Origin of the sequence: Burkholderia singularis (genome assembly GCF_001718875.1) — a bacterium.
In the GTDB taxonomy this organism is placed as follows: Bacteria; Pseudomonadota; Gammaproteobacteria; order Burkholderiales; family Burkholderiaceae; genus Burkholderia; species Burkholderia singularis.
Map to the genome: position 1 here is coordinate 713,608 of NZ_CP013448.1, position 12,929 is coordinate 726,536.

The following is a 12,929-nucleotide window of genomic DNA, read 5'->3' on the forward strand; positions in this document are numbered from 1 at the left end:
ACGATGACCGCCGCTTGCGCGGCAAAGCTCTGGAGCAGCAACGCGACAATCGGCCAGGCAACTGGCCACGCGCGGCCGGCCGCCGGCATGACGCGGCGTGCCGCGCGGGTGCAGCGAGACACGAGCCTATGACCGAACCATTGCTGACGATGCGTGGCATCGTCAAGGACTTCGCCGGCGTGAAAGCGCTCGACGGCATCGACCTGAGCGTGTATCCGGGCGAGTGCGTCGGGCTGTGCGGCGAGAACGGCGCCGGCAAGTCGACGCTGATGAAGGTGCTTTCCGGGGTGTATCCGCACGGCACCTGGAGCGGTGAAATCCGCTGGGAAGGCGCGCCGCTCGTTGCCGGCGGCGTGCGCGACACCGAGCGCGCGGGCATCGTGATCATTCACCAGGAGCTGATGCTGGTGCCCGAGCTGTCGGTGGCGGAGAACATCTTTCTCGGCAACGAGATCACGCTGCCGGGCGGCCGAATGCATTACGCGGCGATGTATGCGCGTGCGGACGAACTGCTGCGCGAGTTGCGAATCGACGGGATCAACGTCGCGCAGCCGGTGTTGCACTACGGCGGCGGCCATCAGCAGTTGATCGAGATCGCGAAGGCGCTGAACAAGCGCGCGAAGCTTTTGATTCTCGACGAGCCGTCGTCGTCGCTCACCGGCGCGGAAACGCGCATCCTGCTCGACATCGTGCGCGGCCTGAAGCGGCGCGGCGTCGCGTGTGTGTACATCTCGCACAAGCTCGACGAGGTGCGGGCGGTGTGCGATACCGTCACCGTGATCCGCGACGGCCGCCACGTCGCGACCGAGCCGATGCGCGCGCTGACGACGCAGCAGATCATCGCGATGATGGTTGGCCGCGAGATCCGCAATCTGTTTCCGCGCGAGCCGCACGAGATCGGCGACGTCGTGCTCGACGTGCGCAACGTAACCTGCGTGGACGTGGCGAACCCGCGCCGCAAGCGCGTCGACGACGTGTCGTTCCAGGTGCGGCGCGGCGAGATTCTCGGCGTCGCGGGGCTGGTCGGCGCGGGGCGCACCGAGCTGATGCAGGCGGTGTTCGGCGCGTATCCGGGCGCGAGCACGGCGAGCGTGCGGATGAATGGCCGCGCGCTCGCGATCCGCTCGCCCGAGGATGCGATCCGCGCGGGCATCGCGATGGTGCCTGAGGACCGCAAGCGGCACGGGATCGTGCCGCAGCTCGGCGTCGGCCACAACATCACGCTGTCGGTGCTGCAGCGCTTTGCCAAGCGCGGGCGCATCGACGCGGCCGCCGAACTCGACGTGATCCGCACCGAGATGCAGCGGCTGTCGGTGCGCGCCGCGCATCCGTTGCTACCGATCGCGAGCCTGTCGGGCGGCAATCAGCAAAAGGCGGTGCTCACGAAGATGCTGTTGACCGATCCGCAGGTGCTGATTCTCGACGAGCCGACGCGCGGCGTCGACGTCGGCGCGAAGTACGAGATCTACAAGCTCGTGTTCGCGCTGGCGCAGCGCGGCGTCGCGATCGTCGTCGTGTCGTCGGAGCTGCCCGAAGTGCTCGGGCTGGCCGATCGCGTGCTCGTGATGGGCGAGGGCGAGTTGCGCGGCGATTTCGTCAACGACGGCCTCACGCAGGAACATCTCCTCGGCGCCGCGCTCAAACGCGCGCGGCCCGCCCCGAACTCCACCGCAGCGAGCGCAGCATGACACCCGACATCACTTCCCGGCCGGCCGGCAACCCTCGCGCGAATGATCGCCTGGCCGGCGCGCAGCGCTTCAGGCAATGGTTCGCGCGCTACAAGATCGTCGCGTTGCTGTTCGCCGTCGCGGCGATCTGGCTGTTCTTCTCGGTGCTGACGCAGGGGGCGTTCGTCACGCCGCGCAACGTGTCGAACCTGTTGCGGCAAATGTCGATCACCGGGATGCTCGCGTGCGGGATGGTGTTCGTCATCATCGCCGGCGAGATCGATCTGTCGGTTGGTTCGCTGCTCGGCCTGCTGGGCGGCGTCGCGGCGATCCTCGATGCGAACCGGCACTGGCCGGTCGCCGCGACCGTGCCGGCGGTGCTCGCGCTCGGCGTGCTGATCGGCCTGTTCAACGGCTGGTGGTCGACGTATCGGCGCGTGCCGTCGTTCATCGTCGGACTGGGCGGCATGCTTGCGTTTCGCGGCTGCCTGCTCGGCGTGACGGGCGGCTCGACGATCGCGCCGGTGTCGGAGCCGTTCGTGTTCATCGGACAGGGCTATCTGCCGCGTGCCGCGGGCGACGCGCTCGCCGTGCTGCTGTTCGCGCTCGCCGTATCGCTCGTGGTGCGGCAGCGCGGCAACCGGCGGCGCTATCGGCTCGCGCTCGCGCCGCTCTGGCAGGACGCCGCGAAGGTGGCCGGCGCGGGGGCGGTGCTGTTCGCGTTCGTCGCGATGCTGGACCGCTACGGCGGCATTCCCGTGCCCGTGTTGCTGCTGCTCGCGCTGCTCGGCGCATTCTCGTGGATCGCGACGCAGACCGTGTTCGGCCGGCGCATTTATGCGGTCGGCTCGAATCTCGAGGCGACGCGGCTGTCGGGCGTCAACACGGATCGCGTGAAGCTCGCGATCTTCGCGCTGATGGGGCTGATGTGCGGATTCGCCGGCCTCGTCAATACCGCGCGGCTCGCGGCCGGCTCGCCTTCGGCGGGCACGATGGGCGAACTCGACGCGATCGCCGCATGCTTCATCGGCGGCACGTCGATGCGCGGCGGCTCGGGCACCGTCCACGGCGCGCTGATCGGCGCGCTCGTGATGGCCAGCCTCGACAACGGGATGTCGATGCTCGATGTCGATGCGTACTGGCAGATGATCGTGAAAGGCGGCGTGCTCGTGCTCGCGGTGTGGATCGACGTGGTGTCCGGGTCGAACCGACGGTGACGAGCGGGGAATGGGCGCGGCGGGTCGGCGCGGCGGCGCCATCGGGATGCGGCGCGGCTGCCGGATTGGCGGCGCCGGGAGTGACGGGGCGGCTGTTGAATGGCCGATCGTGGCGGTGACGCCGGCGTTGGCCGCAACGGCCGACAGAGCGGCGCCGGCGGCGGTTCGGCGCGGCGGTTGGAGGGGCGGCCCCGGTGATGACGGCAGCGGCTTACGCGTTCGCAACGCCGCTAACGATCGCCCGGCCCTCAGGCCCTCAGGCCCTCATACCCGCCCGCGCCCGCGCGCCTTACGCAACCCGCCCGGAATGCGCGCGCTGCGGCCAGGCGCTCCCGCCGTGAGCTTGGCCGTAACTATCGCGGCTTGCTTCGCGCAGCGCATCGATCATCAGGCTCACGGCGGGCGACGGCAACCGGTCGGCGCGGGTGATCAGGCCGAAGTCGTCCATCTGGCAGTCCATCGCGAGCGGCAGGATCTCGATCATGCCGTGCGCGGCGTAGTAGCGCGCGACATCGTCGGTGAGCACCGCGATCATGTCGCTTTGCTCGAGCACGCGCGTGATGAAAAGGAGCGCCGCCGTCTCCACCAGGTTCGACGGCGGTGCGAGACTCGCACGCTGGAACATCAGCTCGAACCGGTGCCGCAGCACGCTGCCCACGGGCGGCACGAGCCATGTCGCGCGCTGCGCGTCGGCAAGCGGGATCGGCGCGCCGCCCGCGAGCGGATGGCCGGGCCGCACCGCCGCGCACACCGGCTCGCTTGCGAGCGGTTCGTAGCGCAGCTGCACCTTGTCGTGCTCGGCGGACAGCCGGGCGATCACGATATCGAGCTTGTCCTGTCCGAGCCGCTCCAGCAGCGCGTTGCTCGCGTCGATCTCCACGGCGACGCGCAGGTTCGCATGCGTGCGCTTGACGGCCGCGACCGCCGCGGGCAGCACGCGCACGCCGGGCGACGTGATCGCGCCCACCGCCACATGGCCGAGACGCCCCGCCTTGAGCGCGCTCAATTCTTCCTGCGCCTGATCCAGGCTGCCGAGCACCGCGCGCGCGTGGCGGATCAACGCGTCGCCATACAGCGTGGGCCGCATGCCGCGCGGCAGCCGCTCGAACAGCGCCGCGCCGAGCGTATCCTCCAGCTCGCGCAGCAGCTTCGACGCGGCAGGCTGCGTGATGCTGAGCGCCGCCGCCGCGCGATGGATATTGCCTTCCTCGGCAAGCGCCACGACGAGCAGCAATTGCCGCGTTTTCAGACGGGTGCGCACATACCAGGGGCTCGTATCCAACATGACTCGACGCGCGCCGAACGCGCGGGCTAAGTGTTTATACCAATGCCGATAGCGATATCGATTGCATCCAATTTTTCATTGGAAGGTTATCAGACTTGTCCTTAGACTGGGCCGAATATTGAGATGACTCAGGCGAGACGATGTCGGAGACAAAACCCAAGCTGCGCTCCCAACAGTGGTTCGGCACCACGGACAAAAACGGCTTCATGTACCGGAGCTGGATGAAGAATCAGGGCATTCCCGATCACGAGTTCGACGGCCGGCCGGTTATCGGCATTTGCAACACGTGGTCCGAGCTGACGCCGTGCAACGCGCATTTTCGCAAGCTCGCTGAGCACGTGAAGCGCGGCATTTACGAGGCGGGCGGCTTTCCGGTCGAGTTTCCGGTGTTCTCGAACGGCGAGTCGAACCTGCGGCCGTCGGCGATGCTCACGCGCAACCTCGCGTCGATGGATGTCGAGGAGGCGATCCGCGGCAATCCGATCGACGCTGTCGTGCTGCTGTGCGGCTGCGACAAGACCACGCCCGCCCTGCTGATGGGCGCGGCGAGCTGCGACGTGCCGGCGATCGTCGTCTCCGGCGGCCCGATGCTGAACGGCAAGCTCGACGGCAAGGACATCGGCTCGGGCACGGCCGTATGGCAACTGCACGAAGCGCTGAAGGCGGGCGAGATCGATCTGCACCGTTTTCTGTCGGCCGAGGCGGGCATGTCGCGCTCGGCCGGCACCTGCAACACGATGGGTACCGCGTCGACGATGGCCTGCATGGCCGAGGCGCTCGGCGTCACGCTGCCGCACAACGCGGCGATTCCGGCCGTCGATGCGCGCCGCTACGTGCTTGCGCACATGTCGGGCATGCGCATCGTGCAGATGGCGCTCGAGGATCTGAAGCTGTCGAAGATCCTCACGCGCGACGCGTTCGAGAACGCGATCCGCGTCAATGCGGCGATCGGCGGCTCGACCAACGCGGTGATCCACCTGAAGGCGATCGCCGGGCGCATCGGCGTGCCGCTCGCGCTCGAGGACTGGGTGCGCATCGGCCGCAACACGCCGACGCTCGTCGATCTGATGCCGTCGGGCCGTTTCCTGATGGAGGAGTTCTATTACGCTGGCGGGCTGCCCGCGGTGCTGCGCCGCCTCGGCGAAGGCGGGCTGCTTGCGCATCCGGATGCGCTCACCGTGAACGGCAAGACGCTGTGGGACAACGTGCGCGATGCGCCGATCCACAACGACGAAGTGATCCGCCCGCTCGAGCGGCCGCTCGTGCGCGACGGCGGCATCTGCATCCTGCGCGGCAATCTCGCGCCGCGCGGCGCGGTGCTCAAGCCGTCGGCGGCGACGCCCGCGCTGCTCAAGCATCGCGGCCGCGCGGTGGTGTTCGAGAACTTCGATCACTACAAGGCGACGATCGCCGACGAATCGCTCGACGTCGACGCGAACTCCGTGCTCGTGATGAAGAACTGCGGGCCGCGCGGCTATCCGGGGATGGCCGAGGTCGGCAACATGGGCCTGCCGCCGAAGCTGCTGCGTCAGGGCGTGAAGGACATGGTGCGGATCTCGGATGCGCGGATGAGCGGCACCGCATACGGCACGGTGGTGCTGCACGTCGCGCCGGAGGCCGCGGCGGGCGGCCCGCTCGCCGCGGTGCGCAACGGCGATTGGATCGAACTCGATTGCGAGGCCGGCAGACTGCATCTCGACGTCAGCGAAGACGAACTGCGCCGGCGGCTGGTCGACGCCGTCCCGCAGGCGGATGCGCAGCAGCACAACGGCGTGGGCGACGGCGGCTATGCGCGTCTTTATGTCGATCACGTGTTGCAGGCCGACGAAGGCTGCGATCTCGATTTCCTTGTCGGCATGCGCGGCGCCGCCGTGCCGCGTCACTCGCATTGAAGCGCGCGGCCAGCGCGCCAGGACGGAGAAACATCATGATGCAACCGAGCGGAGATCTGCTGATCGCGGGCGTCGCGCGGCGCGGCGAAGGCGAGCCGTTCCACGCGCTCGACGCGGCCACGGGCCAGCCGATCGCGCAGCCAACCTTTCACGGCGCGCAGCCGCGCGACGTCGACGACGCGTGCCGGCTCGCCGACGCGGCGTTCGATCCGTACCGCGCGCAGCCCGCCGACACGCGCGCGGGCTTTCTCGAAGACTGCGCCGCGCGCATCGAAGCGCTCGGCGACGCGCTGATCGAGCGCGCGGTGGCCGAGACCGGCTTGCCGCGCGCGCGTCTCGAAGGCGAGCGCGCGCGCACCGCGAATCAATTGCGGATGTTCGCCGCGCTCGTGCGCAGCGGCGACGCGCTCGACGCGCGAATCGAACCCGCGTTGCCCGAGCGTCAGCCGCCGTGCGCCGATCTGCGCTTTTGGCGGATCGGCGTCGGGCCGGTGGCCGTGTTCGGCGCCAGCAATTTTCCGCTCGCGTTTTCGGTGGCGGGCGGCGATACGGCTTCCGCGCTGGCGGCGGGCTGCCCGGTGATCGTCAAGGCGCATCCGGCGCATCCTGGCACCTCCGAGCTGGTCGGACGCGCGATTCAGCAGGCGGCCGCGGCCGCCGGCCTGCCGCCCGGCGTATTCGCGCTGCTGCATGACGCAGGCCACGACGTGGGGCGCGCGCTGGTCCGGCATCCGGCGATTCGCGCGGTCGGCTTTACCGGCTCGCGTTCGGGTGGCCTCGCGCTCGTCGAGCTTGCGGCGGCGCGCGCCGAACCGATTCCCGTCTACGCCGAGATGAGCAGCGTGAATCCGAACCTGCTGCTGCCCGGCGCGCTCGCCGCGCGCGCCGAGCCGCTCGCGCGCGCGTTCGTCGCGTCCGCGACGCTCGGCTGCGGGCAGTTCTGCACGAATCCCGGTTTGATGTTCGGCATCGCGAGCGACGGGTTCGAGCGGTTCGCCCGCGCCGCCGCGCAGGCATTCGGAGAAGCGCCGGCCGGCGTGATGCTGAGCCCCGGCATCCTGCGCGCGTATGAGCACGGCGTCGAGCGCCTCGCGCGGCATCCGGCCGTGACGACGCTCGCGCGCGGCGGCGCGGCGCCGGGGCGCGCGCAGGCGGCGCTGATGCGCGTCGGCGCGCGCGATTGGCTTGCCGATCGCACGCTCGGCGACGAGGTGTTCGGGCCGAGCAGCCTGCTCGTCGAGTGCGCGAGCGCCGACGAGCTGCATGCGGCGCTGCACGGGCTGGAGGGGCAACTGACGATCACGCTGCATCTGGACGAAAGCGACACCGAACTTGCGCGCGCGCTGCTGCCGCTTGCCGAGCGCAAGGCCGGCCGGGTGCTCGCGAACGGATTTCCGACCGGCGTCGAGGTGTGCGACGCGATGGTCCACGGCGGCCCTTATCCGGCGACGTCCGATGGGCGCAGCACGTCGGTCGGCACGGCCGCGATCGAGCGCTTTTTGCGTCCGGTGTGTTACCAGGATCTGCCGGACGCGCTGTTGCCGCCGGCGTTGCGCGAAGCGAATCCGCTCGGCTTGCGTCGCCGTCGCGGCGGCAGACCGGAATCGACGGATTGATTGAACGGATGCAGCGCGCGGTGGCCGCAGGGCGTCGGGCGAGTGGCCAGATGCGGGCATCGGCGGCGGATGGACAAAAAACCATCGAAAGCACAGTTAAGAGAACAGACGAAAAGCGGGCGAGCCGCCAGGCGGCGCAGCCCAAGGAGACGACATGACGAAAATGCAGCGCCGCGCGCGATGCCGGCGTTTTCCGTGCTCCGGTGCGCTCGGCGCGACCGGGGTATCCGACGCATCCCGCGCGTGGATTGCCGTTTCGCGGCAGTCCGCGCGTTATGAGCGATTCGACGGCGCGCCCGCATTCGGCGCGCGAGCGGCAGCCGGCCGGCTTACCGGCCGCCTCGCGGCGCAGCGCCTGCAAGCCCGGGCGCAGGCACCCGCACTCGTCACGGGAGCTGCGCGATGACGGCAAGCCGCTCCCCCCGCTACCGCGGCGTGTTTCCCGTCGTGCCGACCACGTTTACCGAGACCGGCGCACTGGATCTCGTCAGCCAAAAGCGCGCCGTCGATTTCATGATCGACGCCGGCTCCGACGGCCTGTGCATTCTCGCGAATTTTTCCGAGCAGTTCTCGCTTGCCGACGACGAGCGCGACGTGCTCACGCGCACCGTGCTCGAACACGTCGCGGGCCGCGTGCCCGTGATCGTCACGACGTCCCACTACAGCTCGCGGGTCTGTGCGCAGCGCAGCCGTCGCGCGCAGACGCTCGGCGCGGCCATGGTGATGGTGATGCCGCCTTATCACGGCGCGACGTTTCGCGTGCCCGACGCGCAGATCCACGCGTTCTACGCGCATGTGTCCGACGCGATCGACATCCCGATCATGATTCAGGACGCGCCCGCCGCCGGCACCGCGCTGTCCGCGCCGCTGCTCGCGCGGATGGCCTGCGAGATCGAGCACGTCGCGTATTTCAAGATCGAGACGCCCGGCGCGGCGAACAAGCTGCGCGAGCTGATCCGGCTGGGCGGCGAAGCCGTCGAGGGGCCGTGGGACGGCGAAGAGGGCATCACGCTGCTGGCCGATCTGAACGCCGGCGCGACCGGCGCGATGACGGGCGGCGGCTTTCCCGACGGAATCCGCCAGATCGTCGATGCGCACCGCGACGGCCGCGCCGACGATGCGTTCACGCTCTATCAGTACTGGCTGCCGCTCATCAATCACGAGAATCGCCAAGCGGGCCTGCTGGCGGCGAAGGCGTTGATGAAGGAGGGCGGCGTGATCGCGTGCGAGCTGCCGCGTCATCCGATGCCGACGCTGTCGCCGCACACGCGCGCCGAGCTGATCACGATCGCGCGGCGGCTTGACCCACTCGTACTGCGCTGGGCGCAATGAATGCCGAAAGGGTCCATGCGATGAATGCGAACGAACGTCCGGCCGGAGCCGCAAGCCCACGCGATAGCCACGGCGCCTCGCCACCGCGTTGCAAGATCGCGATCGTCGGCGTCGGCAAGATCGCGCGCGATCAGCATCTGCCCGCGATCGCCGGCAACGCCGGCTTTACGCTTGTCGCCGCCGCGAGCCGCCATGCGCGCATCGACGGCGTGCGTCACTACCCCGACCTCGACGCGTTGCTCGCCGCCGAGCCGGAGCTGGATGCCGTATCGCTGTGCACGCCGCCGCAAGTGCGTTACGCGCAGGCGCGCGCGGCGCTGCTCGCCGGCAAGCACGTGATGCTGGAAAAGCCGCCGGGCGCGGGGCTGAGCGAGGTTGAAGCGCTGCGCGGGCTGGCGCGCGCGCAAGGCCGCACGCTCTTTGCGACTTGGCATTCGCGCTTCGCGAGCGCCGTCGAGCCGGCGCGCGAATGGTTGTCGCAACGCGCGATCCGCGCGGTGCGCGTGCGCTGGAAGGAGGATGTGCGGCGCTGGCACCCGGGCCAGCAATGGATCTGGGAGCCGGGCGGGCTCGGCGTGTTCGATCCCGGCATCAATGCGTTGTCGATCGTCACGCGCATTTTGCCGCGCGAACTCGTGCTGCGCGCAGCCACGCTGCTCGTGCCCGCCGATTGCTCGACGCCGATCGCCGCGCAGCTCGACTGCGTCGACACCGACGGCGTCCCTGTGCATGCCGAATTCGATTGGCGTCACGGTCCCGTCGAACAGTGGGAAATCGACGTGGACACCGACGATGCACGGCTGTCGATCAGCGCAGGCGGCCAGTGTCTTTCGATCGCCGGCCAGCCGGTGGAACTCGGGCCGCAGCGCGAATATCCGGCGCTCTACGAACATTTCCGGCAATTGATCGCGGGGCGCGGCGAAGACGTCGACGTGCGGCCGCTGCGCATCGTCGCCGATGCGTTTTTGCTTGGCGTGCGCGTCGAAACCGACGCGTTCGGCCGCTGATGCGAGCCGGCGCGCGAGCGCGGGTGCCTGCGCCGCTCGCGCGCCGGCAATGAATTCGATATTTCAACCACAAACCTTGGAGACACACGATGATCAGCAAATTTCGCCGGCTCACGCTTCGCGCCGCTCTTGCCGCCGCGTGCGTGGCGCCGCTCGGCATGCAGGTGGCGGCGAGGGCGGATGCGCCCGTCAAGATCGGCTTTCTGGTGAAGATGCCGGAGCAGGCGTGGTTCATCAACGAGCAGAAGGCGGCGACCGCGCTCGGCAAGCAGGCCGGCTTCTCGGTCGTGAATATCGGCACGCCCGACGGCGAGAAGGTACTCGCCGCCATCGACAATCTCGGCGCGCAAGGCGCGCAGGGCTTCGTGATCTGCGCGCCCGACGTGCGGCTCGGGCCGGCGATCGCCGCGCGCGCGAAGCGCTACAACATGAAGTTCGTCACGGTCGACGACCAGTTGGTCGATTCGGCCGGCAAGCCGCTCGCGGGCGTGCCGCATCTCGGGATGTCGGCATTCAAGATCGGCAACCAGGTGGGCGACGCGATCTCGGACGAGATGAAAAAGCGCGGCTGGAAGCCGGAGGAGGTCGGCGCGCTGCGCATCACCGATTACGAGCTGCCCACGGCGAAGCTGCGCACCGACGGCGCGACGCAGGCACTGCTCGCGCGCGGCTTCAAGAAGGACAACATCTTCGACGCGCCGCAAAAGACCACGGACGACGAAGGCGGCTTCAACGCGGCGTCGCCCGTGCTCGCGCAGCATCCGAACATCAAGCAGTGGGTGATCTTCGCGCTCAACGAGGAGACCGTGCTCGGCGCCGTGCGTGCGACCGAGCAACTGCATATTCCGGCGGCGAGCGTGATCGGCGTGGGAATCAACGGTGCGGGCGAGGCGTTCGCCGAATTCCAGAAAAAAGAGCCGACGGGCTTTTTCGGCACGATCGCGGTCAGCTCGACGAACCACGGCAAGGCGAGCGCACAGAACCTGGTGGATTGGATTCGCAACGGCAAGCAGCCGCCTGCCGACACGCAAACCACCGGCAAGCTGATGACGCGCGAGAACTGGAAGGCGGTGCGAACCGAGCTTGGCATTTGAGCGGCGGTTTTCCGGCGCCGCGGCGGCGGATGAGCGTGGGCGCGGCGCGGTGGTGGAAGCGTCCGGCCGGGCAATGGCTCAGCAATGAAACGGCGCGGAGAGGGATCGGTGCAGGCGCTTGAAGCGGTACGTCGACGGAAGCGTCCGGCGATGAAACGGCGGGGCGATGAAACGGTGAGGCGATGAAACGGCATGAACAATGAAACGGCACGGGCGATGAAACGGCGAGGCGATGAAACGGTGAGGCAATGAAACAGCGTGGGCGACGAAACGAAAAACGCGATGACTGAAACGACGACCAGCGCGGCGCGCGCCGCGTATCTCGAACTCGACGGCATCACCGTCAGCTTTCCGGGCGTGCGCGCGCTCGACCGGGTTTCGCTCGACGTGCGCGCAGGCGAAGTGCACGGCCTGATGGGCGAGAACGGCGCGGGCAAATCGACGCTGCTCAAGGTGCTCTCCGGCGTGAATCAGCCGAAGGAAGGCACGCTGCGCGTGGCGGGCGTCGAGCAGCGCTTTGCAAGCACGCGCGCCGCGCTCGACGCGGGCATCGCGATCATCTATCAGGAATTGCATCTCGTCCCCGAGCTGAGCGTTGCCGAAAACCTGATGCTCGGGCAGTTGCCGAGCCGCTTCGGCGTGCTCGACGAGAAAGCGCTCGTCGCGCGCGCGCTCGGCGAGCTTGAGCGTCTGGGCGAGCGCATCGATCCGCGCACGCCGGTCAAGGCGCTGTCGATCGGCCAGCGCCAGATGATCGAGATCGGCAAGGCGCTGATGCGCGATGCGCGCGTGATCGCGTTCGACGAGCCCACCAGCTCGCTGTCCGCGCGCGAAACCGAGCGCCTGTTCCGGATCATCGGCACGCTGCGCGACGAAGGCTGCGCGATTATCTACGTCACGCACCGGATGGACGAAGTCGACGCGCTGTGCGACCGCGTGACGGTGTTCCGCGACGGCCGGCGCATCGATACGTTCGACTCGATCGCGACGCTCGATCGCCGCCGGCTGATCAGCGCGATGGTGGGCCGCTCCATCCATGACGTGTACGGCTATCGTCCGCGCGCGGCCGGCGACGTGCTGATCGAAGCCAAGGGGCTGCTCGGCCCGGGGCTGGCCGAGCCGGTGTCGTTTGCCGCGCGGCGCGGTGAGATCGTCGGATTTTTCGGGCTCGTCGGCGCGGGGCGCTCGGAGTTGATGAAGCTGCTGTATGGCGCGACGCGCGCGAGCGCGGGTCACATCGAACTGAACGGCAAGCGTGTCACGTTCGCGAGCCCGCGCGACGCGGTGCGCGCCGGCGTCGCGCTGTGCCCGGAGGACCGCAAGCAGGAGGGAATCGTCGCGATCGCATCGGTTGCCGACAACCTGAACATCAGCGTGCGCCGCCATTTCAGCCCCGCGCGCGTGCTGCTCGACACGCGCCGCGAGCGCGCGCTCGCGCGCGACTACATCGCGAAGCTCGCGATCAAGACACGCGACGGCGATACGCCGATCGGCACGCTGTCGGGCGGCAACCAGCAGAAAGTGATTTTGTCGCGCTGGCTCGCCGAGCGTATCGACGTGTTTCTGATGGACGAGCCCACGCGCGGCATCGACGTGGGCGCGCGCGCCGAGATCTACAACCTGCTGTACGAACTCGCGCAAGCGGGGCGCGCGGTGGTGATGGTGTCGAGCGATCTCGCCGAAGTGATCGGCGTGTCGGATCGCATCGTCGTGATGCGCGAGGGGCGCATTGCCGGCTGCGTGCCGAAAGCGCAGGCGAGCCCCGACGAACTGATCCGGCTTGCGTTGCCGCAATGACGCGCGCCGTGGCCGCTACGTC

General features: G+C 68.8%; 9 protein-coding genes. 8 read left to right on the plus strand and 1 reads right to left on the minus strand.

What is annotated here, in order from left to right:
- The first annotated feature begins 128 nt into the window (after positions 1 to 128).
- Together xylG and AQ611_RS03330 are read left to right on the plus strand one after the other, a co-directional pair.
- Positions 129 to 1,688, plus strand: a complete 1,560-nt coding sequence (gene xylG, locus AQ611_RS03325) for a D-xylose ABC transporter ATP-binding protein (RefSeq protein WP_059520695.1) — start codon at positions 129 to 131, stop codon at positions 1,686 to 1,688.
- Positions 1,685 to 2,884 carry a sugar ABC transporter permease gene (locus tag AQ611_RS03330; RefSeq protein WP_069233704.1) on the plus strand — a complete coding sequence of 400 codons (1,200 nt, stop codon included), beginning with the start codon at positions 1,685 to 1,687 and terminating at the stop codon, positions 2,882 to 2,884. The genes xylG and AQ611_RS03330 overlap by 4 nt, the downstream gene beginning before the upstream one ends.
- A 289-nt stretch (positions 2,885 to 3,173) precedes the next feature.
- Here the strand turns inward: AQ611_RS03330 and AQ611_RS03335 are convergent, their stop codons facing one another.
- A complete protein-coding gene (locus tag AQ611_RS03335; protein ID WP_069233705.1) occupies positions 3,174 to 4,169 on the minus strand; it encodes a LysR substrate-binding domain-containing protein in 996 nt (331 codons plus the stop codon).
- Positions 4,170 to 4,309: 140 nt separating this feature from the next.
- On the opposite strand from AQ611_RS03335, the gene AQ611_RS03340 reads away from it, so the two are divergent.
- The 6 genes from AQ611_RS03340 (at position 4,310) to araG (ending at position 12,907) form a co-directional block, all read left to right on the plus strand.
- The gene (locus tag AQ611_RS03340; protein WP_069233706.1) at positions 4,310 to 6,061 is read left to right on the plus strand and encodes an IlvD/Edd family dehydratase; all 1,752 of its coding nucleotides are present in this window, start codon (positions 4,310 to 4,312) and stop codon (positions 6,059 to 6,061) included.
- 38 nt (positions 6,062 to 6,099) lie between these two features.
- On the plus strand, positions 6,100 to 7,677 hold the full coding sequence (locus tag AQ611_RS03345) for an aldehyde dehydrogenase (NADP(+)) (protein WP_069235110.1): 1,578 nt from the start codon (positions 6,100 to 6,102) through the stop codon (positions 7,675 to 7,677).
- Between the two features lie 402 nt (positions 7,678 to 8,079).
- A complete protein-coding gene (locus AQ611_RS03355) occupies positions 8,080 to 9,009 on the plus strand; it encodes a dihydrodipicolinate synthase family protein (protein WP_069233708.1) in 930 nt (309 codons plus the stop codon).
- Positions 9,010 to 9,029: 20 nt separating this feature from the next.
- A complete protein-coding gene (locus tag AQ611_RS03360; protein WP_083237359.1) occupies positions 9,030 to 10,016 on the plus strand; it encodes a Gfo/Idh/MocA family protein in 987 nt (328 codons plus the stop codon).
- Between the two features lie 89 nt (positions 10,017 to 10,105).
- Entirely contained in the window at positions 10,106 to 11,110 is a 1,005-nt protein-coding gene (locus AQ611_RS03365; RefSeq protein ID WP_059520658.1) for an arabinose ABC transporter substrate-binding protein, read from the plus strand.
- Between the two features lie 282 nt (positions 11,111 to 11,392).
- On the plus strand, positions 11,393 to 12,907 hold the full coding sequence (gene araG / locus AQ611_RS03370) for an L-arabinose ABC transporter ATP-binding protein AraG (RefSeq protein ID WP_069235112.1): 1,515 nt from the start codon (positions 11,393 to 11,395) through the stop codon (positions 12,905 to 12,907).
- Positions 12,908 to 12,929: the final 22 nt, after the last annotated feature.